General features: G+C 72.3%; 19 protein-coding genes, 1 tRNA gene and 1 pseudogene. 10 read left to right on the top strand and 11 right to left on the bottom strand.

The genetic code is table 11. The features are described 5' to 3' along the window. The first annotated feature begins 3 nt into the window (after positions 1-3). The 8 genes and pseudogenes from ACLJWH_RS13380 to ACLJWH_RS13345 all read left to right on the top strand — a co-directional run bounded on the left by ACLJWH_RS13380 (position 4) and on the right by ACLJWH_RS13345 (position 8,978). A complete protein-coding gene (locus tag ACLJWH_RS13380; protein ID WP_411141873.1) occupies positions 4-1,410 on the top strand; it encodes an NAD(P)/FAD-dependent oxidoreductase in 1,407 nt (468 codons plus the stop codon). A 157-nt stretch (positions 1,411-1,567) separates the two neighbouring features. Continuing rightward, positions 1,568-2,419 (top strand): annotated as a pseudogene (locus ACLJWH_RS13375) (GNAT family N-acetyltransferase). A 297-nt stretch (positions 2,420-2,716) separates the two neighbouring features. Further along, entirely contained in the window at positions 2,717-3,931 is a 1,215-nt protein-coding gene (locus ACLJWH_RS13370) for an MBL fold metallo-hydrolase (protein ID WP_411141872.1), read from the top strand. 883 nt (positions 3,932-4,814) lie between these two features. After that, complete coding sequence (locus ACLJWH_RS13365) at positions 4,815-6,914, top strand: ATP-binding protein (RefSeq protein ID WP_411141871.1); 2,100 nt, start codon at positions 4,815-4,817, stop codon at positions 6,912-6,914. After that, entirely contained in the window at positions 6,904-7,353 is a 450-nt protein-coding gene (locus ACLJWH_RS13360; RefSeq protein ID WP_411141870.1) for a roadblock/LC7 domain-containing protein, read from the top strand. Before ACLJWH_RS13365 ends, ACLJWH_RS13360 begins: the two co-directional genes overlap by 11 nt. Before the next feature lie 5 nt (positions 7,354-7,358). After that, the gene (locus tag ACLJWH_RS13355) at positions 7,359-7,760 is read left to right on the top strand and encodes a DUF742 domain-containing protein (protein WP_411141869.1); all 402 of its coding nucleotides are present in this window, start codon (positions 7,359-7,361) and stop codon (positions 7,758-7,760) included. Next, on the top strand, positions 7,738-8,358 hold the full coding sequence (locus ACLJWH_RS13350; RefSeq protein WP_411141868.1) for a GTP-binding protein: 621 nt from the start codon (positions 7,738-7,740) through the stop codon (positions 8,356-8,358). Before ACLJWH_RS13355 ends, ACLJWH_RS13350 begins: the two co-directional genes overlap by 23 nt. Beyond that, complete coding sequence (locus ACLJWH_RS13345) at positions 8,355-8,978, top strand: GAF domain-containing protein (protein ID WP_411141867.1); 624 nt, start codon at positions 8,355-8,357, stop codon at positions 8,976-8,978. The genes ACLJWH_RS13350 and ACLJWH_RS13345 overlap by 4 nt, the downstream gene beginning before the upstream one ends. 131 nt (positions 8,979-9,109) lie before the next feature. Here the strand turns inward: ACLJWH_RS13345 and ACLJWH_RS13340 are convergent, their stop codons facing one another. Both ACLJWH_RS13340 and ACLJWH_RS13335 read right to left on the bottom strand, forming a co-directional pair. Further along, a complete protein-coding gene (locus tag ACLJWH_RS13340) occupies positions 9,110-10,390 on the bottom strand; it encodes an acyl-CoA dehydrogenase family protein (protein WP_411141866.1) in 1,281 nt (426 codons plus the stop codon). A 279-nt stretch (positions 10,391-10,669) separates the two neighbouring features. After that, the gene (locus tag ACLJWH_RS13335; protein WP_411141865.1) at positions 10,670-13,912 is read right to left on the bottom strand and encodes an amidohydrolase family protein; all 3,243 of its coding nucleotides are present in this window, start codon (positions 13,910-13,912) and stop codon (positions 10,670-10,672) included. Positions 13,913-14,104: 192 nt separating this feature from the next. On the opposite strand from ACLJWH_RS13335, the gene ACLJWH_RS13330 reads away from it, so the two are divergent. Together ACLJWH_RS13330 and ACLJWH_RS13325 are read left to right on the top strand one after the other, a co-directional pair. Next, on the top strand, positions 14,105-15,019 hold the full coding sequence (locus tag ACLJWH_RS13330) for an alpha/beta fold hydrolase (protein WP_411141864.1): 915 nt from the start codon (positions 14,105-14,107) through the stop codon (positions 15,017-15,019). A gap of 99 nt (positions 15,020-15,118) precedes the next feature. After that, a tRNA-Pro gene (locus ACLJWH_RS13325) sits at positions 15,119-15,195 on the top strand. Between the two features lie 178 nt (positions 15,196-15,373). On the opposite strand, the gene ACLJWH_RS13320 is transcribed toward ACLJWH_RS13325, so the two are convergent. From ACLJWH_RS13320 to ACLJWH_RS13280, 9 genes are all read right to left on the bottom strand, one after another. Continuing rightward, positions 15,374-16,684, bottom strand: a complete 1,311-nt coding sequence (locus tag ACLJWH_RS13320) for an MFS transporter (RefSeq protein ID WP_411141863.1) — start codon at positions 16,682-16,684, stop codon at positions 15,374-15,376. A 104-nt stretch (positions 16,685-16,788) separates the two neighbouring features. Next, complete coding sequence (locus ACLJWH_RS13315; RefSeq protein ID WP_411141862.1) at positions 16,789-17,571, bottom strand: MBL fold metallo-hydrolase; 783 nt, start codon at positions 17,569-17,571, stop codon at positions 16,789-16,791. 28 nt (positions 17,572-17,599) lie between these two features. After that, complete coding sequence (locus ACLJWH_RS13310) at positions 17,600-19,057, bottom strand: catalase (RefSeq protein WP_411141861.1); 1,458 nt, start codon at positions 19,055-19,057, stop codon at positions 17,600-17,602. An 89-nt stretch (positions 19,058-19,146) separates the two neighbouring features. Beyond that, on the bottom strand, positions 19,147-19,965 hold the full coding sequence (locus tag ACLJWH_RS13305) for an SAM-dependent methyltransferase (protein WP_411141860.1): 819 nt from the start codon (positions 19,963-19,965) through the stop codon (positions 19,147-19,149). Between the two features lie 28 nt (positions 19,966-19,993). After that, on the bottom strand, positions 19,994-20,464 hold the full coding sequence (locus ACLJWH_RS13300; protein WP_411141859.1) for a MaoC family dehydratase: 471 nt from the start codon (positions 20,462-20,464) through the stop codon (positions 19,994-19,996). After that, entirely contained in the window at positions 20,464-20,703 is a 240-nt protein-coding gene (locus ACLJWH_RS13295; RefSeq protein WP_052860443.1) for an acyl carrier protein, read from the bottom strand. The genes ACLJWH_RS13300 and ACLJWH_RS13295 overlap by 1 nt, the downstream gene beginning before the upstream one ends. Beyond that, positions 20,675-21,115, bottom strand: coding sequence for a holo-ACP synthase (locus ACLJWH_RS13290; RefSeq protein ID WP_411141858.1), 441 nt, complete (start codon positions 21,113-21,115; stop codon positions 20,675-20,677). Before ACLJWH_RS13290 ends, ACLJWH_RS13295 begins: the two co-directional genes overlap by 29 nt. Next, positions 21,112-21,945: a hypothetical protein gene (locus ACLJWH_RS13285; RefSeq protein WP_411141857.1), complete on the bottom strand. Its 834-nt coding sequence runs from the start codon at positions 21,943-21,945 to the stop codon at positions 21,112-21,114. The genes ACLJWH_RS13290 and ACLJWH_RS13285 overlap by 4 nt, the downstream gene beginning before the upstream one ends. Next, entirely contained in the window at positions 21,942-22,859 is a 918-nt protein-coding gene (locus ACLJWH_RS13280; RefSeq protein WP_411141856.1) for a diiron oxygenase, read from the bottom strand. The genes ACLJWH_RS13285 and ACLJWH_RS13280 overlap by 4 nt, the downstream gene beginning before the upstream one ends. Positions 22,860-23,004: the final 145 nt, after the last annotated feature.

Raw genomic sequence — 23,004 nt, 5'->3', positions numbered from 1 at the left:
GGAATGGCCGATCGGACCGACGGCGGGCGCACCGCGACAGTGATCGGCGGCGGCCTCGCCGGGATGCTCGCCGTCACCGCCCTGCTGGGGCACGTGGACGCGATCACCGTCGTCGAACGCGACCGCTATCCGGCCGGGCACGCCTTCCGCAAGGGCGTCCCCCAGGCCCGCCATCTGCACCTCTTCCTCAGCGGCGGGCAGCGGGCGCTGGACATCCTGCTGCCCGGTACGGTCGCCGCGCTCACCGCGGCCGGGGCGCGGAGCCTGTATCTGCCGCGCGATCTGATCACCTGTACCCCGACCGGCTGGCAGCGGCGTTTCGACGAACGGCGGCACCCCTCGCTGAGCGTCTCCCGGCCGGTGCTGGACGCGGTCGTACGGGAGCGCGCGCTGAGCGCGGCCGCGGCATCGCCCACCCGCGTCGAGGTCCTGGAGGCGACCGAGGCCATCGGTCTGACCGGGGACGCACGGCGCGTGACGGGGGTCCGCGTCCGGCCGCGGGACGGCGCACGGGACGGCCGGGCGGAGCGCGAACTGCCCGCGGCGCTCGTGGTGGACGCGTCCGGCCGCGGCTCCCGCGCGCCCCAGTGGTACGCCGCGCTCGGCCGGACCGCCCCGTACGAGGAGACCGTGGACACCGGGATCGCCTACGCCAGTTGCCTGTACCGCCAGCGGGACCCGGCGACCGCGCCGGACGCCGGCGTGAACATCCCCGCCTGGCCGGAGTGTCCGCGCGGCGCCGCGTTCCTGCCGGTCGAGGACGGCAAGTGGCTGCTGACGCTGTCCGGGGTACGCGGGGACCACCCGCCCACGGACGTGGCGGAGCTCGCCGGTTTCAGCGCCACCGTCGGCGACCCGTACGTCCACGAACTGCTGTCCCGCGCCGAGCCGGTCTCGGCGGTGCACGGCTTCCGCGACACCTGCAACCGCCGCCGCCGTTTCGAGCGCCCCGGCGCGGTACCCGAGGGGTTCCTCGTCCTGGGGGACGCCCACTGCACCTTCAACCCCGTGTACGCGCAGGGCATGTCGGTCGCGGCGCTCGGCGCACTGGCGGTGCGCACCACCCTGGTGGACGGCGGGGGGCTGCGCCCCGGGTTCACCGCCGAGGCGCAGCGGGCGGCCGCCCGCGCCGTGGACCCGGCCTGGCTCGCGGCGGTCGGCGCGGACCGTCCGTATGCGAGTGCCGACGACGCCGGGGCGGGCCTCGGCGAGCGGCTGAGCACGTGGTACGTGGACCGGCTGGCCGCCCGTGCCGCCATCGACCCCGTCGTGGGCGCCGCCTTCCGAGATGTCGTCTGCCTCACCGCGCCGCCGTCCCGCCTCATCGCCCCGCGCATCGCGCTCCGCACCGTCCTGCTGCCCCGGCGGCCCGGCCTCGCGCGCCCGCCGGCGGTGGTCGAACCGGTGTGAGCGCGGTGCGGTGGCTTGGGTGGCCTCGGTCGGCCCCGTCCGGCGGGCCGGTCCAGCGTGCCCGGCTCCCGGCTCAGGGCGCGCCGCCGCGCCCCGCACGCCGGGCGGCTCCCGGAAAACCGGATGCGCCCCACCATCACCGGCGGGAGGGTGAGCCATGACGTGGACGATGACGCAGGACCTCGGCGCATTCGAGGCGGCCGCGGGCGGGTTCTTGCGCGCACGACCGGTGGCCCACACGGTGCTGCTCTCGGCGACGGCCTCGCTCGGGAGGCTCGGGGCCGACGCCTACGGGGACGACGCGCCCCGGTACGGCGCGTGGCGGCGGGCGGACGGAACGGTGGCGGGCGCCTTCCTCTGGACGCCGCCGCGGGCCGTGCTGCTGTCGCCGATGCCGGATGACGCCGCGGCCGCGCTGGCGGACGCGCTGACGCGCGAGCGGTGCGCGGTCCCCGGGGTCAACGCCGTCCGGGCGGCCGCCGAAGCGTTCGCCGCGGCCTGGCGGCGGCGCCACGGCGGCACGGTCGCCACCGCGGCGCGGCACCGGCTCCACCGGCTCGGCGAACTGACCCCGCCCACCCCCCGCGCCGCCCGGTGCGGCCAGGGTCGCCACCGCGGCCGACCGCGCGGTGCTGCTCGCCTGGTTCGCGGCCTTCGCCGAGGAGACCGGTGTTTCGCCACCCCGGCACGCGCGTGCGGTCGACGACCGGATCGCGCACGGTCGCTGCACGCTGTGGGAGGCCGGCGGGCGGCCCGTCTCGCTGGCCGGAGTCACCCCCACGGTGTCCGGCGCGGCCCGTATCGCCCCCGTCTACACCCCGCCCGAGCTGCGCGGACGTGGCTATGCCGGGGCGGTCACGGCCGCCGTGTCGGGTGCCGCGCGGCGCTCCGGCGCGACGGAACTGCTGCTGTTCACGGACCTCGCCAACCCCACCAGCAACGCCCTCTACCAGCGCCTCGGATACCGGCCGTCCGGGACCATCTCGTCCTGGAGTTCCGGGACGCGTGACGTGGACCCGCACGGGGGCCGGACGGGAGCGGGAACGCAGGCGGGGGCGGCTGCCCGTCGGAGGTCCGGGCGGGGGCCGGGCGCGCATCGGCCTGCGGACCGGCCCGGGATCCGGCCCGCACCGCCGCCTCGCGGAACGCCACGGCCGGTCGCGCGGGGTGTCGCCGTGGGTGATGGTGTTGCTGCCGGGTGTCGTGATGCCGGAACGGCAGGGCGGCGCCGCGCGGCCCGGCGCCGCCGGAACCTGCCGCGCATGTGATCCGTTCACATGGCGACTGCCCCGACCCTGGAGGTGCCGTGACCGGTTCCCGCCCCCGCCGTACGCGACTTTCCGCGCTGCGCCCCGCGAGCTTCGGTGCCGAGCCCACCGGGGAGCGACTGGCCAGGATGCGCAGGTCGCCGCAGTTCGTGGATGGTCAGTTCCGCAATCCGGTGCCGACCCGGCAACTGCTCCAGGGCTCCGCGCTGCCGATGGTCCGTACCCAGCTGAGCCGGGAGGCGCGGCTGCGCAGGGCCCCGGTCGGCCCGGTTCCGGTGTACCGCGGGACAGCGGCGGACTGGGGCCGGCCGCCCGTCTCCGGGCTGCGGCTCACCTGGATGGGGCATTCGAGCGTGCTCGCCGAGATCGACGGACAGCGGGTGCTCTTCGACCCGGTGTGGGGCGAGCGCTGTTCCCCGTTCACCTGGGCGGGGCCCAAGCGGCTGCACCCGGTGCCGGTCGCCCTGGACGCGCTGCCCCCGGTCGACGTCGTGGTGATCTCGCACGACCACTACGACCATCTCGACATGCCCACGATCCAGGCCCTGACCGGCACCGGCGCCGCCTTCGTGGTGCCGCTCGGGATCGGCGCCGACCTGGAATTCTGGGGTGTACCGCCGGAGCGGATCACCGAGCTGGACTGGCACGAGTCCACCCGCCTCGCCGGGCTGACCCTGACGGCGACCCCCGCGCAGCACTTCTGCGGCCGCGGGCTGCGCGGGCCGCAGCACACCCTCTGGGCGTCCTGGGTGGTCGCGGGTCCCGAGCACCGGATCTACCACAGCGGTGACACCGGCTACTTCGCCGGATTCGCGGAGATCGCCGCGGCGCACGGACCGTTCGACGCGACCATGATCCAGATCGGCGCGTACAGCGACTTCTGGCCCAGGAACCATACCGGGGACACCCCGCATCCAGGCGCCTGGCCGGATGTGCACATGAACCCTGAGCAGGGGATACGCGCCCATCTGGACCTCCAGGGCGGGAAGCCGGACGGCCTGGTGCTCCCCATCCACTGGGGTACGTTCCGTTTGGCGCTCCACCCGTGGGCCGAGCCGGCGGAGTGGACCCTGTCCGCAGCGCACAAGGCCGGTGTGGTCACCGCCGCCCCTCGGCCGGGTGAACCGTTCGAGCCCGCCGACAAGCCGGCCGTCGACCCCTGGTGGCGTGCGGTGGCCGTGCCGCCGGTCCACGGCTGGCCCGCCTGGCCGCCCGTCGCCGAAGTCCGGGAAGACCTCGTGGCCGAGCGGTGATGCCGCACGGGAAAGACCTGCGGTTCCGTACACACCCGGATCGATGATGTCAGGGCCTTCCCGGAGTCCGATCGCGGTCGGCCCTGACCGACCGGCGTCGGCCCCCGCTCGCCGAGCGGGGGCCGACGCCGGTCACTGCACTCACCCACCGCGTGATGGCCATGGCCGGTCGAGGGTGATCGAGTTGACCGGCGTCATGTCGGCCTCAGAGGCCGGCCTCGCTGCGATGTCGAAGGCACAGTCGGTGCCGTTGCAGCCATGGCACAGGTGCGTGTGCGCGGCGTCCGTCCGGTTGTTGAAGACCCAGCGCTGTCCGGCCTGGCCGCTGAGGTGGTGTGCTCAGTAGCTCCAGAAAACGTCGGTCGGGTGCGGGTGGTGCTCCGGGTCCGCGTTCTGGGGGTAGCTGCACACGGCGCCTTCCGGACATCCCCAGGTAGCTGCCGCCGTGGCCCCGCCGTGCCGATACCTATCACGGCCACGGCCACGGCCACGGCCACGGCTGCGGTCGCGGCCACGACCGCGGCAGCGCGGCGAAGTGTCTTGCGTATGAAGGTTTCCCCCGTTGCGGTCGGCTTTCCCGGCCGCGGGCATCGTAGAAGGGGAGGACCTGCTCTACCGCGCGCGAGTATCGGACAACGGATCCATCCCGTCTCCGGCGACGAACGTCGCCCCGGCGCGCGTCGCCGCGTCGAGCGCCGGGGAGGCGCCCCCAACTCTCGCTCTCTGAAAGTGAGTTCGGATTGATTCGCACTGAAGTGCGCGAGACTCCCACGTAAGGAGGTGGCGCGGGGTAGCGAAACCCGCAAGTAGGTCCGAACCCCACCCCCGCAACAACTAGCGTGCGTGCTCCGCGAACTGCCAACGGCCGATCCGGAGGGCACCGATGCCTACCGCATTCCCCCAGGGGACCCAGACGCCCCAGGAGGCTCCGAGGTCCCCACGGACCGAGAGTTCCTCGGGGGCCGCCTCCATACCCAGCTCCGCGCGGCGGCGGGAACGTGAGGGCGGACGGCACGGCCGGGCCTCGTTCCCCGGGTCCGCCGCGGACTCGGCGATCCGGTCCCGGACGGTCCGGCTCGTCACCGTCCCGTGCCTGCTGACCGCCGTCACCTGCGCGGCCGTCACCGCCTTCGTCGTCGGGAGCAGCGATGTCCGGCTCACCGGCCGCGACTGGGCGGCGCTGACCGGTGGCCTGGCGGTGATCTGCATCATCGTGCTCACCGCGGGTGCCGCCGCCCACTCCGCGTCCCGCGCCACCGTCACGCGCTACGCCCGGCTGCGCCAGGTCTGCGACCGCAGCAGGTCCGACCTCGACGGGCTGCTGGACCAGGTACGGCGGGGCGAACGGCTTCAGCACCGTGACCCCGGTCCCCATCCGGTCCGCACCGGTGACACCCTCGATCTGCTCGCCGCCGAAGTGGCCGCCGTGGGCCGGGCCGCCGAGACCGCCGTCATCGACGCGGTCGCCGCCGCCCGGTGCACCGCCGATGACAGCGAGCAGAAGGTCGAGGTCTTCGTGAACCTCGCCCGGCGCCTGCAATCCCTGGTCCACCGCGAGATCGAGATGCTGGACGAGCTGGAGCACCAGGTCGAGGATCCCGACCTGCTCAAGAGCCTCTTCCACGTCGACCACCTGGCCACCCGCATCCGCCGGCACGCCGAGAACCTCGCCGTTCTGGGCGGCGCCGTCTCGCGCCGCCAGTGGAGCCGCCCGGTCACCATGATCGAGGTGCTGCGCTCCGCCATCGCCGAGGTCGAGCAGTACCCGAGGATCAAGCTCGTCCCCCCGACCGAGGGCACGCTGCGCGGCCACGCGGTCGCCGACGTCATCCACCTGCTCGCCGAACTGGTCGAGAACGCCACGGTCTACTCCGCCCCGCGGACCTCCGTCCTGCTGCGGGCGCAGCAGGTCACCGCCGGTCTCGCGGTCGAGGTCGAGGACCGCGGACTGGGCATGTCGGCGGACGAGCGGACGCGGATGAACGCACTGCTCGCCGACCCCGAACACATCGATGTCGACGAGCTGTTGAGCGACGGACGGATCGGCCTCTTCGTGGTCTCCTCGCTCGCCCGGCGGCACGGCATCGTGGTCCGGTTGCAGAGCAACATCTACGGCGGTGTGCAGGCCGTGCTGATCCTGCCGCCGGAGCTGATCGGCACGGAACCGGCCGGCGGGGGGAGCCAGCGGGGCACCGCGCCCACGGAGTCACCCGACGCCGACGCGGGCCACGAGCACGACGGCGGACCCGGCGGCGGACACCGGCCCCGGCACCACCTCGGCCAGGACGGCACAGGTTCCCCGTCCGGCCCCGTCCCGGAGCTCGCCCCCGCGGCGGCGCACCGCGGTGCCGGCCGCCCCGCGGCCGGGCCGCCCGCCGACCCGGGCACCGGCCTGAGCACCGGCACCGGCGCGGACCGGGGCGCGGACACCGGCGGCGGGCAGCCGGCCGCGCCGGGCCGGGCCGCGCCCGCGGGAGCCCTGGCGTACGCCCCCCAGGCGCAATCCGCCCCGTACGTGACCGTCGCCCCCGCCGCACGACAGCTCACGCCCGCGTACCCCTCCGACGGCCCGGAGTACCACCGGGCCGTCGAGGAGCGGCCCGCCGAGCCGGGTCCGGCCGGGCTGCCGCCCGCGCCGCGCGACGTACCGGACGCCCCCGCGCCGCCCGACGGAATCCGCCCGCAGCTGCCGCGTCGGCGCAAGCAGGAACACCTCGTCCCCGAACTGCGCGACGACCCGATCCTGCCGTCCGCGGCGCGCCGCACGGGGCCGGAGCCCATGCACGACCCCGGCCTGATGGCCGCCTTCCGGCGCGGCATCAGCCTCGCCGCCGACACCTGTGACGAGAACTACCCGGCCGGCTACCCCGACGGCGGTACCGGCAACACCCCCGGCCCGGACGGCAACCACCCGCTCAACGGCCGTGACCACGACACCCCGACCGCCCGCCTCAGAGGAGACGACCACAACCATGGTGAGTGATGTGCACGCGCAGCCTCATTCGCAACTGCCGGGAGGTCAGCAGGCGGATCTGTCCTGGCTGCTGACCGGACTCGTGCAGCGCGTGCCGCACGCCCGCAGCGCGCTCCTGCTCTCCTCCGACGGCCTCGTCAAGGCCGCCGACGGCTTCGACACGGACAGCGCCGACCACATGGCGGCCCTGGCCTCCGGCCTGTACTCCCTCGCCCGCAGCGCCGGGGTGCGCTTCGGCGGGGGCGATGACGTCCTCCAGGTCGTCGTCGAACTCGAATCGACCTTCCTGTTCGTCTCCACCGCCGGATCGGGGGCCTGCCTGGCCGTGCTCGCCGGGCGCGAGGCCGATGTGGCGGTGCTGGGCTACGAGATGGGAATGCTGGTCAAGAGCGTCCGGCCGTACCTCTCCACGCCTCCCCGGCGGCAGGCCCCCGCGGGCGGTGGCTGAACGTGGTGCCGGGCCGCCGACGGTGGCAGCGCGGCCACGAGCCACCGTGGTACGACGACGAGGCGGGCCCGCTGGTGCGCCCGTACACCGTCAGCAACGGCCGGACGCGCCCCACGTCCCACTTCGACCTGCTGACCATGGTGATGGCCACCGGGCGGCGGCCCGACTCCTGCCAGGGACCCGACTACGCCCGGGTGCTGGGGCTGTGCGGCGGACCGGTCTCGGTCGCCGAGATCGCCGCCCACATACGGCTGCCGGCCGTGGTCACCAAGGTGCTCCTCGCCGATCTCGTGGACTGCGGAGCACTCACCGCGCGGGCCCCCGCCGCGGTTTCGGCGGGAGCCGGCTCCCGTACCGACCGAGCCCTGCTGGAGGCGGTGCTGCATGGACTTCGCAGACGACTGTGACCCCACGACGCCGGGGGAGCCGGCGCCCGACCTCTTCCCGACCGCACTCAAGATCCTGATCGCGGGCGGCTTCGGGGTCGGCAAGACGACCTTCGTCGGCGCGGTGAGCGAGATCGAACCGCTCAGTACGGAGGAACTCCTCACCCAGGTCAGCATCGGCACCGACGACCTGGCGGGGATCGAGGACAAACACACCACCACCGTCGCCATGGACTTCGGCCGGATCACCCTCGGCCCCGCGCACGTCCTCTATCTCTTCGGCACGCCGGGCCAGGAACGCTTCTGGTTCATGTGGAACGAACTGTCCAACGGCGCGCTCGGCGCGGTCATCCTCGCCGACACCCGGCGCCTGGACCAGTGCTTCGGCGCCGTCGACTTCTTCGAACGGCGCGGTATCCGGTTCATCGTCGCCGTCAACGAGTTCGACGGCTCCCACCACTACACCCCGGACGAAGTCCGCAGCGCCGTCGACCTCTCGCCGGACACCCCCGTCGTGCTCTGCGACGCCCGCCAGTGCGGCTCGGCCACCCATGTCCTGGTCTCACTCGTCCAGCACCTGCTCACCCCCGCTCTCGCCGCGACCCCGGAGCTGCCATGAACCACCCCGTCTCCCGTGTCCCGTACACCTCCTACGACCCGACGCGCCGTCTGCTGCTCACCCCGCAGGACGACGAGGCCCCGGCGCGCGTCGCCCGGCTGCGGGCCCTGGGCATCGGCGATTCCCCGCTGCCCGCGTTCGACGAGTTCGCGCGCAAGCTGGCCCGGACGACCCGGACGCCGTACGCCATGGTCAACTTCATCGACGAGCAGCGGCAGTACTTCGCCGGGCTCTACACCTCCGCACAGGACCAGGCGCCCGTCGAGCTGGGGCCGGCGCCCGCCAACATCCGGCCGGGGCGGGTGATGGCCCGCGACCACGGCTACTGCCCGCATGTCGTCGTCCGCCGCAAGGCCCTGGTCCTGGAGGACGTCTGCGACTACCCGCGGTTCGCCGGCAACCCCGTCGTGGACGGGATCGGCGTCCGCTCCTACCTCGGCGCGCCGCTCATCGACCGTACGGGGACGGCGCTCGGCACCGTCTGCGTGGTGGACCTCGAACCGCGCCCCTGGGGGCGGGAGGGACTGGAGACGATCAAGGCGATGGCCGCCGAACTCGTCGACCAGATCCACCGTATGGAACAGCGGCAGAGCGACGCGTCCGGCCCCGGCGCCGGGTGACCGCCCGGGGCCGCGGCCCCGCGGCGGAGGCGGCGGGGCCCCCGGGCGCCGCCGCCGGACCGCGCCGTACCGCAAGGCCGCCGCGCGCCTCGCGGCGGGCCCGGCGCGCCGCACGGGCCGGGCACCGGTCCTCACTTCAGCGGCGCGAACCAGTGGCACTCTTCGGCCGGTTCGGTGCGCTGGCCCGGCAGCGAGGCCGGGGCGTCCGGATCCGCCCGCTCCGCCGGATCGAGGCGCAGCAGATCCGCCAGCCGGCTGGACCATTCGCCCTTCGCCTGGCCGAGGGCCAGTTCGCCCAGGCGCAGCAGCTGGATGTCGGAGGTGCCGGCCGGCGCGAAGATATGGTGCGCGTCCCGCAGAAAGCGCTCCACCGGCCGGTCGGTGAACAGCCCGCACGCGGCATGGATGTCCATCGCGTCACGCGCCGACTCCAGGGCCGACTCGACGTTGACCAGCTTGGCGTTCATCAGCTCCGCGTCGCACGGCATGCCCTGGTCCAGCAGATGCACCGCGTGGTACGCGGACAGCCGGGCGAGCAGCAGCCGCGACTGGATCCGGCCGAGCTTGAGCTTGATGTTGCCCAGGTCGGCCAGCGGTTTGCCGTACCGCTGACGCTCGGCGCAGAAGCGCGTGGTCTCCTCCAGCACCGCCTGATGGATGCCCAGCGACACGGCGGTCAGATTCGGCCGGCCGTAGAGCACGCTGGAGGAGTACGCCACGGAGAGACCGTCGCCCTCCTTGCCCAGCAGATTCGCCGCGGGCACCCGGCAGTTGTCGAAGAACAGCTCGCCGAAGCTGAAGCCGTGCAGTCCCATCGCGGGCCGCTGTTCCCCGACCCGGAAGCCGGGCCGGCCGGACTCCACCAGGAACGCCGACAGCCCCTTGGGGCCCTCGCCGGTGCGGACGACCACGCCGTGCAGATCGCCGACATGGCTGTTGCCGACGTAGATCTTGTGGCCGTTGAGGACATAGTCGTCGCCGTCGCGGACCGCGGTGGAGGTCATCCCCAGGACATGCCCGCCGGACTGCGGTTCGGTGACGGCGATGGTCGGCAGGCACTCGCCGGCGGCGATCGCCGGCAGCCAGGTCTTCTTCTGCTCCTCGCTCCCGAAGTGGACGATCTTCGCGACGCCCAGCTGGGACGCCTGGACCATGGCGCCCATGGCCGCGCTCACTCGCGAAATCTCCTCGATGACGAGGGTCTTGGCCACATGGCCGGCGCCCATCCCGCCGTACGCCCGGTGCACGGTCGCGCCGATCCACCCCTGCTGGGCGATCCGGCGCGACAGGCCGTGACAGACGGTACGGCTCGCCTCCATCTCCGCAATCCGGGGACGGATCTCCTGCTCGGCGAAATCCCTCACCCGGTGCCGGAGCGCTTCATGCCGCTGGTCGGTGAAATAGCGATGCAAGACGAGCCTCCTCCGCGATCTCCTCGCGCTGGTCGCTCCCCGTCCCGGCGCGGCACCGGCTGTGCCGCCTGCTGTCGCCCTACCGGAAAGTGCTCTGGCGCTTACCCCGTGCAATACCCGTTGGCATACCTACTGCACCGCGCGCAAAACATCAACTCAGGTATTTATAGGAAGAGTTGAGACATGAAACATATGTTCGCCATGGGCGTTGCCGATGCCGGGTGGGCGGTTCCGGGTTCGCCCGGAACCGCCCACCCCGCGCCACCTCGGGCGCGTCCGTCAGTGCGCCGCGTCGCAGCAGGAGTCACGGCGCTGCTGCCGGCTCACCGCCAGCCAGTCGACGGCCGCGCCCGCCGGCCCCGCCGCGCCCTTCGGACCGGCGGCGGCCCCCGACGGGTGACCCCCGGAGGCCGGGAAGGAGGCGACCAACTCCCGCTGTTCGAAGACGCGTCCACCGCGCAGCACGGCGGCCGTCCGCACCAGCGAGTCGAAATCGGTGAACGGATCGCCGTCCACCAGCGTCATATCGCCGAGCTTGCCGACCTCCAGCGTGCCCAGGTCCCGCTCCGCGCCGAACACCCGGGCGGGCAGCGCGGTCGCGGTGCGCAGCGTCGCGGCCACGCCGAGACCGCACCGGTGCAGTGCCCGCAGGCACAGGTGGAGGGAGAGCCCCACCGGCACCAGCGGCTGGTCGGTGCCCAGGGCGACCAGCCCGCCACCGGCCAGCACCCGCCGGTAGACCGCCACCTCGGTCGCGATGTCGGACAGCTGCGCGGGCGTCGGCCGGTGCCCGGCGCCCTCCCGGACGAACGCGGTGTCCCAGGGCGGCATCAAGGTCCCCACCCGGGGGTCGTCGGCCAGGGCCGGATCGTCGCCCAGCAGCGCGGCCGCCGAGAACGGTGTCGCGAGCAGATGGAAGCCGGCGCCGGTGTAGATCTCCTCGACGTCCTGGTAGGCGTGCCCGGTGGCGGAGACGGCATGGCCGAACTCCAGCCGCTGGGTTGCTTGCAGATGGGTCGTCAGATCCTGTCCCAGCTGCACGCCGGGGGAGAGCAGATGGCTGCCGGCGCGCACCCCCAGCCGCTGGTGCGCGAAGCGCGCGGCCTCCTCCATCACCCAGCCCGGCGCCCGGACGTAGGTCTTGACGAAATCCCAGTCCAGTGCCGCGCCGCGGGCCAGCGAACGCCGCAGCCCGTCGCGGGTGCCGTGCGCCCGCCCCATGCTGTACGCGACCCGGGTGCCGTCCAGGAGTTCGCCGCTGGTCAGCAGCCGCGGCCCGGCCAGCACACCGGCCGTGACGGCCTCCCGGATGCGGGCCAGCTCGTAGGAGAAGCCGCCGCAGGAGACCGTGGTGGTGATGCCGTACGCCAGCTGGAGCGCGGTCTGCCGCCCTCCGTAGGTCGACTGCCACGGGTGGGTGTGCGCGTCCCACAGGCCCGGCAGCACGGTCTGCGCGGAAGCGTCCACCCGGCGGGCCGCGCCGGCGCCGGACCGGGCCGCCCGGTGTGGGGTCACTTCGGTGATCCGACCCTCCCGCACCACCACATCGACGTCCTCGCGTACCGCCTCACCGGTGCCGTCCCAGAACTTTCCGGCGTGCACGACGGTGTCCCGGGCGCGTGCGGGGCGGTGCGGCAGGGAGAGCGGCACGGTCCGCGCCGCGCCGCCGGACACCGCGATCAGCCGCAGCTTCCCGGCCGAGAGATACAGCAGTGTGCCGGAGTCGCCGGACCAGGACGGATGGTCGGCGCTCTCGTCGGTCAGCCGCCGCGGCGTCCCGTCCGGCGTTCCGTCGGGCCGCACCGGCAGCACCCACAGCGCGGACTCCGCGATCACCGCAAGCCACCGTCCGTCGGGCGACCAGACGGGCCCCGAGTCGTAGCGGTCGGCGAGCGAGACATGGTCGGCGAGCGCGTGCAGGGCGCTCTGCCCGGTCTCGGTGTCGATGACCCGGATGAGGTTGTAGCCCTCCCGGAAGCGGCGGTTGAGACGGTTGCGGTCGCAGTACGCCAGATAGCGGCCGTCCGGCGACCAACTGGGGCGGCCGGGCAGTCCGCCGCCGCCCATCGGGGCGGCCACCGTCTCCTCCGTACCGCCGGCCAGCGTCCGTACGACGAGATTGCCCGACATGTCGAGCATGGCCAGCCGCCCGCCGTCCGGTGACAGCGCGGGATGGACCCGGCCGCCGGCGGCCAGCACCGTCTCCTGGCCGGAGGCGAGATCGCGGCGGCGCACCGCGTACAGCCCGTCCCGGTCGTCCGCGTAGAGCAGTGAACGGCCGTCGCGGGACCAGCTCGGCGCCAGGACGTAGCGGGTGGCGCCCGCCCGGACGATCCGGCGCGGCGCACCGCCCCCCGAAGTGGGCGCCAGCCACAGGGCGTTGAGCGCCGCGAAGGCGAGCTGGCGGCCGTCGGGGGAGAGGGCGGGCAGATGCACCCCACGCACCGGACGTACCGCCGTCCGCTCGAAGCCGTAGTCCTTGACGCGGTAGGCGGGCCGGTCCAGCGGCAGGCGCGCGGTGAACGGGATGGTCTCGGCCCGCTCCGGAGTGTCGACGTGCAGGATCCGGAACTGTCCGCCCACCGTCAGCAGCAGCTCGTCGCGCGCCACCCAGCGCGGCGGCACCGGTTCGACATCGCCGTCGACCGGCACCCGCGCGCCGTCCACCACCAGGGAGCACGTCGCCCCGGGGGAGTCGGTGGTCCGCAGATAGGCGAGCCGCCCGGTGGGGGAGAGCGCGGGCACCAGCACCTGGGCGGCGGCCGCCTCGGTGTGCTCGGTGCACACCGCACCGCCGCCGTCGGCGGGTACGGAGGCGACCGTACGGGAGCGCAGCGCGGTGTCGGCCCACTGTCCGCGGACGAACACGATCCGCGCACCGTCCGGCGACCAGCAGGGGTCGAAGTCCTCCCAGGCGCCGTCCTGATGGGGCCCGTCCTGCCCTGGCAGCCCGGTGACCCGGGTCAGCCGCCCGGTCGCCACCGTCAGCACCCAGATCCGGTACGGGCTGCCGGTCACCGGGTCGCCGCCGCGCTCCGAGGCGAAGGCGATCCGGGTGCCGTCCGGCGACCAGGAGGGACCCCGGTCGTCCCACGGGCCGTCGGTGAGCTGCCGGAGGCCGGTGCCGTCGGGGCGCAGCGTCCACACATGGAAGCCGCCGCCGTGGTAGGCGCAGACGGCGACCTGGCGGCCGTCGGGGGAGTGCACCGGACGGGTGGGCTCCAGACCGGCCGGGGTCAGCGCCACCGCGTCGCCGCCCTTGCGCGGCAGTGACCACAGGACGTTCTGGATCTCGGCGATCAGCCGGTCGCCGGCCGGGGCGAGCGAGGCGGCGCCGTTCGTGGCGGCCGTGAAGGACAGCGTGGCGCCGGACGCTGTGGCGCGCTGTGCGAAGGCTTCGGGGGCGGCCACCCCGGCGAGGCCCGCCGCGGCGGCCGCCGACGCCGTGCCCTGGAGGAATCTGCGGCGGGACAGCGGCAGCGCGGCGGGGGCGGAGTTCTCAAAACGGTCCGTGGTGTCCAACGTTCCTCCTGTGAAAGGGGGTTGCGGCACAGGCGCCAGGAATGAGCCGCCCGATCGTGCCACGCCGCGCGGGTACGGGGTCAATACCGCCACGCGCGCCACATGGCGCACAGCCGTAACGGGAGACAGAGTGAGCCGAGGAACGGACGGACGATCCGTCAGACCCCGCCCCGGCAGTCAGGAGACGACGCCATGCAGCAGGACTTCCACCAGGCCCCCGACGGCGCCCGCATCGCCACGTACACCTGGCTCCCGGAGTCCGGCCACCCCCGCGCCCTCGTCCAGATCGCCCACGGCGCCGCGGAACACGGCCGGCGCTACGACCGGTTCGCCCGCTTCCTGGCCGGTCACGGCTATGCCGTCATCGCCTCCGACCACCGCGGCCACGGCGGCACCGCCCCGTCCACCGGCGGCCGCGGGGTGGCCGGCGAGGACGCCTGGCGGGCGATCGTCGGCGACCTCAAGGGCATCGGCGACCAGGCGGCCGCCGCCCACCCCGGAATCCCCTTGGTCCTCTTCGGCCACAGCATGGGCGCGATGCTCGCCCGGGACTACGCGCAGGAGTACGGCGCCGACCTGGCCGGTCTGCTCCTCATCGGTGTCTTCCGCACCCTGCCCGGCGTGGAGATCGACACCGCGTCCGCCGAGCTGGAGTCCGAGATCGCCGCGCACGGCCGCGGCCACCTCTCCGGCTTCCTCCCCCGTACCTTCGGCTCCTTCAACGAAGCCTTCCCCCACCGCACCGGCTTCGAATGGGTCACCCGTGACACGGCCGAGGTGGACCGCTACCTGGCCGACGAGGACTGCGGCTTCCCCTTCTGCGCCGGGCTCGCCCTCGACTGGGTGCGCGCCATCCGCAAGATCAACGCCCCGGACAACCTCGCCCGCATCCCGCGTGGACTGCCCGTCCACCTCGCCGTCGGCGAACAGGACCCCTGCCACCAGCGCCTGACCCTGGTCTACGAGCTGCTGGAGGACTTCCGGTACCTCGGCATCCGCGACCTCACCTGGAAGGTGTACCCGGGCGCCCGCCACGAGATCCTCAACGAGACCGACCGCGACCGGACCTTCAGCGACCTGCTGGCCTGGCTCGACAAGCGCATCTGACGGGGCGGCGGCGCCGGAGGATGGCGGTGCCCACCCTCTGACATGCGGTATTGTTCTCGTGCACGCCCCGACCGGGAACTTTCCGGCCGGTACGGGCACCGGGACGTGGCGCAGCTTGGTAGCGCACTTGACTGGGGGTCAAGGGGTCGCAGGTTCAAATCCTGTCGTCCCGACCAGCTTTTTGGCAGGTCGGAAGCCGTTTCCACGGATAGTGGAGACGGCTTTTCCCGTTCCCGGGGCGAGGGCGAGGGACGCGCCCCGCCCCCGCTGCTCCGCCTGCCGTATCCAGCAGGCGAAGCAGCAGATCCCCGGACCGGCCCACGGCATCCGCGGCCGGGCCAGGTGCCGTTGTGGCTAGTGCGCGATCTGGCTGCCGCGGCCGGCGAGTGCCCCGGTGAGCCCCATCGGTACCGCCAGGATCACCAGCGCGATCAGCCCCGCGGTCCAGCTGCCGGTCAGGTCGCGGGCGGCGCCGAAGGTGGTGGGGCCGACGGCGGCGAGCAGGTAGCCCACGCACTGGGACATCGCCGACAGCAGTCCGGCGTCGTGCGTGGTGCGGGCGCAGAGGGACATATAGGTGATGCCCAGCGACAGGACGGCGCCCAGGCCGAGGCCGAGCAGCACGGCCCACAGGACCGCCGCCCCGGTCGGTGCGGAGATCAGCCCGACGAAGGCGGCCACGCACAGCAGAGTGCCGCCCAGCGCCAGGTAGCTCTGCCGCCGGGACCGCTGTGCCCACACCGGCACCAGGAGGGAGGTGATGATCGCGGAGCCCATGCAGACCGCCAGCAGCATGCCGGCGCCACCCTCCGAGTAGCCGTGGGAGATGTAGAACGACGGCAGCCAGGTGGTCGCGGTGTAGTACAGCAGGGACTGGAACGCGTAGAACAGGGCGACGGCCCAGGCCAGTCCGCTGCGCCACATCGAACCGTCCGCCTGGGCCCGGGTCTGCGGGTGCTCGCGCCCGCGGCGCAGCCGCGGCACCCACACCAGGACCGCGGCCAGCGCCAGTACGCCCCAGATGGCGAGGCCGCCGGCCCATGACAGCGACAGGGCGTCGCGCAGCGGGACGGTCACGGCGGCCGCGACCGCGCCGCCGCCGACCAGCATGGTGGTGTGCAGACCGGACATCAGCCCGACGTGCCGCGGGAAGTCCCGCTTGATCACGACGGTGATGACCACGTTGGCGACGGCCACCGCGGTGCCGACCAGGAACGACCCGGCGAACAGCGGGAACAGCGACGGGACCAGGCGTACGGCGATACCGCACAGCAGCACCAGCAGCACCGCGACCAGAGTGCGTTCCATACCCCAGCGGCGGGCCAGCCGGGGCGCGAGCGGAGCGAAGATGCCGAAGCAGATCAGCGGCAGGGTGGACAGGGCACCCGCGGCGCCGTTGGACAGGCCGGTGGCCTGCCGGATCTCGTCCAGCAGCGGGGAGACCGCGACGATCGCGGGCCGCATGTTGATCCCGACCAGCAGCACCACCAGGGCGTACCACAGCAGATGCCGGCCGCGCCGCGCGCCGGGGGCGGGCTCGGTGTCGCGCTCGGCGGCCGGGCGCCCGGCCGGTGCGGGCACCTCGGCCGCCTCGGGGGGTGCCGGCACGTCAGCCGCCTCGGGGCGTGGGGACACGGGGGCTTCCCGTTCGGGGGGCGGGGTCACGAATGTTCCTTCCATGAGCGCCCGCCGGGCCGTCGCCCCCCGCGGGCACCACGGGGCTCGCGGTACGGGGGGAACGGCCCGGCGGGTGTCCGAGCGTGGTGTGGTCAGGCGGCGCTTGCGAACGGCACGGGTTCCCCGTCGCCGGGAGCGACCGCGTGGATGCCCCTGGCCTGGGCGGCGCGCAGAAAGCGCCCGCGAACGTCGTGCTGCTCGGTGTAGTACGGCGGGTTGTTGAACAGGTCGTAGTGGATCGCGCAGGCGGTCGACGCCTGGAGCACGACCGCGGCTTCGACGGCCTGTTCGGGGGTGAGCGTGGCGGGCTGGTTGGTGGGGGTGAACCCCTCGCGACGCGTCATCACTCCGGCGATCGGGAGGAAGGCGACGTCGAAGGGGCCGTGGTCGCGGGCGATCTGCCACCACTTGCCGTGCCAGATGGTGTCGCCGAAGTGGATGACGCGCAGACCGGCGGTTTCGACGATCCAGGCGACCTGGTCGTCGCCGCGCCAGTCGTGGGAGGCGACGGGGAGGGCGGTGAACGGGCCGAGCCGGCGCCGCTCGCCCAGCGTCTGCGGCGTCGCGGTCACCCCCATCCCGGCCAGGACGTCCACGATCGGGGCGTGAGCGCCCACCGTGCCGCCTTCGCTGCCGGCGATGTCGGTGAGCAGTTCGCGATCGCAGTGGTCGGGGTGGAGGTGGGTGATCAGGGCATGGGTCGTCACCCCTGGCGAGGCCCCGATGCCGGGCATGGGGCGCCGCGGCATGCCCTGGAACCCGGCGAGGTCCGCGGTGTTCTGAAGCGGATCGATGACCACCCGCACGTTCCCGGCGGCCACTTCGACCCCGGCCCAGGCAAGACGCCGTACCGTGACGGTCGCGGCCGAACTCATGGTCTGCTCCTCACTGTGGCGTTCGTGGTCACTTCCCGTTGACGCCCAGACCCTTGGCGACCCGGCTGCCGAGGTCCTTGTGGACGTTGCGCCAGTAGTCGACGATGCGCTCCTTCGTCTCCGTCAGCACCTCGGGTGCCGAGGCGTGCGCGACGATGTTGGTCACCAGGTGCTCGCGGTCGACATCGGTCATCACCTGCTCCCACAGCGCGCGCGGCTGGACGAAGTCGTCGTCCTGGGCGTGCAGCCGGTGGGCGCTGCGCACGATCTCGCCGGTGGCCTCGTAGCCCTCGCCGGCCAGCAGGGTCGGGTCGGCCACCGGGCCGCTGTGGCTGTTGGGCGCGTAGACCGGGTCGCCGGGGTTGTCGTACCGCATGGCCCCGTCGCGGTTGTAGGAGTGCACCGCGTTCTTGGGCCGGTTGACCGGGAGCTGGAGGTAGTTGGCGCCGATCCGGTAGCGGTGGGTGTCGGGGTAGCTGAAGAGCCGGCCCTGGAGCATCTTGTCCGGTGAGGGCGCCACCCCCGGGACCAGGTTCGAGGGTTCGAACGCGGCCTGTTCGACCTCGGCGAAGTAGTTCTGCGGGTTGCGGTTGAGGGTGAGGGTCCCGATGTCGATGGGCGGGTAGTCCTCGTGCGGCCAGACCTTGGTCAGGTCGAACGGGTTGAACCGGTAGTCCGCGGCCTCCTCGAAGGGCATGACCTGTACCTGGAGGGTCCAGGACGGGTGGTCGCCCTTCTTGATCGCCCCGTGGAGGTCCCGGATGTGGGTGTCCAGGTCGGCGGCGGCCGCGGCGGCGGCCTCGTCGTTGGTGAAGTTCTTGATGCCCTGGTCGGTCTTGAAGTGGTACTTCACCCAGAACTTCTCCCGGGCGGCGTTGTACCAGAGGAAGGTGTGGCTGCCGTAGCCGTTCATATGGCGCCAGGAGTACGGGGTGCCGCGGTCGGACATCAACAGCGTCACCTGGTGCGCGGTCTCCGGGGAGAGCGTCCAGAAATCCCACTGCATGTTGTTGTCGTGCAGGTGGTTGTCGGCACGCCGCTTCTGCGAGTGGATGAAGTCGGGGAACTTCTGCGGGTCGCGGATGAAGAAGATCGGCGTGTTGTTGCCGACGATGTCGTAGTTGCCCTCTTCGGTGTAGAGCTTCACCGCGAAACCGCGCGGATCGCGGACGGTGTCGGCGAAGCCGAGCTCTCCGGCGACCGTGGAGAAGCGCAGGAACAGTTCGGTGCGCTTGCCCCGCTTGAAGACATCGGCCAGCGTGTACTGGCTGACGTCCTCGGTGATCTCCAGGACTCCGTAGGCGCCGCCGCCCTTGGCGTGCACCACCCGCTCGGGAACGCGCTCGCGGTCGAAGTGGGCCAGCTTCTGGATGAGGTAGTGGTCCTGTAACAGCAGCGGGCCGTCGGCGCCCACCGACTGGGAGAACTCGTCGCTCGGTACCGGAATACCGCTGTCCGTGGTCGTCACCGGACGACTTACGCTCATGGCACTTTCCCTTCGTACGGCTGATGGGTTGTCGGGTCGGCGGGAGCGGCCCGGCCCCCGCAGGGGCCGGGCCACCGCACCGGCTTCGGTTATGTCAGTTCCGCGCGGATCAGCCAGTTGCGGGCCACGCCGCCGACCTCGCGCGGCTGGACGGCGTAGGGCCAGCGCCCTTCGCCCGCACCGGGCTCGCCCGGTTCCTTGAGCTCCCGGACCGTCCAGCCGGTGCCCGCCAGGAACTCCTCGGGCGTGTCGGTGCCGAACAGCCAGGGGATCCCGTCCGCCTTGAGAGCGGACAGGAAGATCTGGGCGGCGGGGTTGCGCAGCAGCGACTTGCTCAGGATGTCCAACGCGACCCAGCTGCCGGGGGCGGAGTTGGCGGCGAGGGTGCTCAGGAGCGTGGCGGACTGTTCCTCGGTGAGGAAGAACAGCAGCGCCTCGGGCACCCAGAGGGTGGGCAGCGCCGGATCGAAACCGGCGTCCCGCAGCGCCGCGGACCAGTCCCCCGCCAGGTCCGCCCCGACCCGTCGCAGCCGCACGGACGGGGACGGGGCCCCCAGCTGAGCGAGGCGTTTCTCCTTCTCCGCTATCAGCGCCTGGTGATCCACCTCGTACACGGTGATGTCGTCCGGCAGCTTGAGGCGTAACGCGCGGGTGTCCATACCGGCCGCGATCAGGACGACCTGCCGGACGCCCTTCCCCACCAGGTCGTTGATGGCGTCGTCGAGGTAGCGGGTACGGATGGCCACGAACTCGACGAGCCCGCCGCCGCCGTACTGGTCGAGGAGTTCGAACCCGCGCGGTTCGGCCAGCGACCGCGCCAGCGGATCGCTGAACAGCGCGTCACTGCGTTCGCTCTCCAGCGCGCGGGCGGCCGCAGTCCACTGCGACGTGTAGGACACGGTCTCCATGTGAAGCTCCATTCGGGGAAGGGGCTGGTCAGGAATGCTTGGGACGGGACCGGAACCGGGCGTTCAGGATCAGCGTGAGGACTTCGGTACCGGCCGCGTTCACCAGCCGGCCGCGGTTGCGGATGATGCGGAAGTCGGGTGCCGACAGGGACGGCAGGGACGAGATGATCTCGCAGGTGCCGCTCAGCACGTCACCGGGGCGGACCGGTTCCAGGAAGCGCACCTCGTCCACCCCGGGGGAGCCCTCGACCGTGCCCTCGGCCGCGGCGTCGGGCAGCAGCGTCGTCACGTACAGGCGCATCCAGATCGCCGCGGTGTTCCACCCGCTGGCGATGAGGCCGCCGAAGGCCGAGGCGCGTCCCGCCGCCTCGTCGACGTGGTAAGGCTGCGGGTCGTAGGTCCGGCCGAAGGCGACGATTTCGTCCGCCGTGACCTTGTGCGACCCGAGGTCGTGGAGCGCACCGGTCTCGTAGTCCTGGGCGTAGAGCAGACGCCCCATCAGAAGAACTTCCGCTCGATGGCTTTCAGGGTGCGGAAGTCGTCGAGGTCGATGGCTTCACGGTCGATCTCGACGCCGCTGGCCTCTTCTATCGTGAGGACGAACTCGACGAAGGACAGCGAGTCGACCAGGCGGGCGGTGATGAGGTCCTCGTCCGGGTCGATGGAGTCGCGCTCGGTGGTCCTGGCCAGCAGCCAGTTCCGGACCTGGTCAAGGTTGGACGATGTCGTGTTCGGCATGGCATTCCTCCTTGTGCGTGGGGGGTACCGCCGCACCCGCGGCGACGGCGACAGCGAACTGGTCTTCGTGGGAGATGCTGATGTCGATCGCCGCCAGGCCGGCCTCGGCGGCCCAGCGGCTGGCCGGCCCGGCGAGCCGGACGTACGGCCACTGTCCGGGGCCCTTGAGGATCTCGATGGAGGTCCACGGGAGCGGCTGATCGGCGATGTGGAACAGCTTGAACACCGCCTCCTTCGCGGCGAGCCGCCCGGCCACCCCGTGGAGGTCCCATCCGGCGGGGAGCCGGCTGAGCTCCGCTTCCGCCGCGGTGAGCATCAGGTGCAGCGGGACGGCGCCGTCGGCGTCGACCATGGTCCGCACGCGGGCGACGGGGACGACGTCCACGCCGACCCGCACCGCGGCCGTGGTCACGAGGCCGCCGCGGTGACGGCGGCGCGGGCTCGGGGCAGATCACCCTCGAACCGGTCGCTCAGGGCCGCCAGCCACCGTTCGAGGCCGAAGGCGACGCAGCTCGTGTAGGCGTGCTCGCCGGTGCCCTCGATGGTGATGCGGCACCGTTCGCCGAAGAAGTTGCGATGGGTGTTGACCGAGGCGATGGCCAGACCGTCGGCCTGGAACTCGTATTTGACCGGGCTGAGGCGCTGGAGGAGGGCACGGCCGCCGTCACTTTCGAAGAACGGGTCGGTGGCCGCCACCTTCTTCAGTCCGAGGCCCAGGGCCTCGGCGAACCGCTCGATCCGGCCGGTGAAGCGATCGAGGACCTCCTGGGTGTGCTCGAACGACCCGATCGCCACCACCTCTCTCATCTGGAAGCTGAGCAGCCGCCGCAGACCCTCGTACTTCTGCTCGTTGCGGAAGCACCGGTTGACGAGAGTGAGGCTGGTGTCAGGGGCTACGGACTGGTTCTCGTAGTAGAGATAGGCGCCGTAGCAGGTGGAGTGCGGCATCCCCAGGAACGGCAGCTCGACGTCGTCGCGGGCGAAGACGCCCGCCACCGGTGCCGGCGGGGTACCGGCCACATCCAGCGCGCCACCGACGAACTGCAAGTGGGGGAAGTTCCGGTAGACGTCGAACTTCTCCAGGTCGTGCAGCGGGTAGACCGGCGGGGGGATGATCTCCCGCGTGCCGTCCTCGTCGGCCCAGCCGGTGACGATGCGGTCCAGGGCGCGCAACAGGTCCGTCTCGTCGGGGCTGAGGATGCTGAGCGCACCGCCCCGCGCTATCGATATCGGCGCGGTCACGAATTCCCCCGTGCGGTCGGCAGGCCGGCGGGGGCGAGGTCCCGATCGTGCAGAATCCCGGTCTTGACGAGGAAGTTCAGCGGTTTGCGGAGCACCTGCTGCTGGAACTCCGCGCTGCGCGGGGAAGCCAGCAGGCGACGCCGCACGGCGAACGGTTCGGGGATCCCCGCATCCCGGTAGACCTGGGGGTTGAACAGCGACTCGAAGCTGTAGTTCACGTAGCGCTTGATGTACTCCCGGATCTCGCCGAGCTGCTCCTCCGGCACCTTGGCCTTCAGGTCCTCGAAGAGCAGGGAGACCAGTTCACGGCCGAAGGCGATGTGCCGGGACTCGTCCTGGTGGTGGATGCGGTTGACCGCGCGGATGGTGTCGTGCAGCCGCTCGTCGACGGCCATCGTGCTGTTGAAGTGGTCGACCAGCTCCTCGAAGAGGAGGATGCGGACGAACACCAGGAAGCTGGCGGCCTCCGGCCACGCTCCGTCCTGCCCGGACGAATCCACCTGGCGGTAGATCTTCTTCCCGTAGCGCTGACAGAACTCGGCGAAGAACCACATGTGTTCGTTCTCCTCACCGATGAAATGGTGGAAGAACTCCGACGGAATCTCGAAGCCGCGGGTGTGGATGCGCCGGGTCACCTCGATGATGAGGTCCCGGATACCGTCCACGTTGAGGCTGTAGAAGTTGATGCTCTCGTACCGGGACAGCCGGTATAACTGCTCCTGGTCGAGTTCGGCGGCGATATCGGTCCCGTACGTGGTCGTGAGTTCGGGGCTCATCCACCACTGGTTCTCCGGCAGGGAGTCCGGCCACTCGAACATCCGGTACGGGTTGTAGTAGTCCTCGACCGACTTGCGGTTCAGGCGCTCAAGGATCTCCTGGAACCGTTCATCCTTGCTGATCAGCTCGCTGATCATCCCATCTCCTGAATTCGGGGAACTGCGCGGGTGAATTCGGGGAACTGTGCTGGAGACGACTGGCTGGACAGGGGAGCGCGGAGTCTCGACGGGGAAGGGAAGCGCCGACTGTCCGCCGTAAACCCGCCGGCCCGCGGGTGCATCG

Source organism: Streptomyces sp. x-80, assembly GCF_046549095.1.
GTDB classification, from domain to species: Bacteria; Actinomycetota; Actinomycetes; order Streptomycetales; family Streptomycetaceae; genus Streptomyces; species Streptomyces celluloflavus.
Note: the sequence above shows the minus strand (reverse complement) of the source record. Positions and strands in the feature narration are given on the sequence as shown.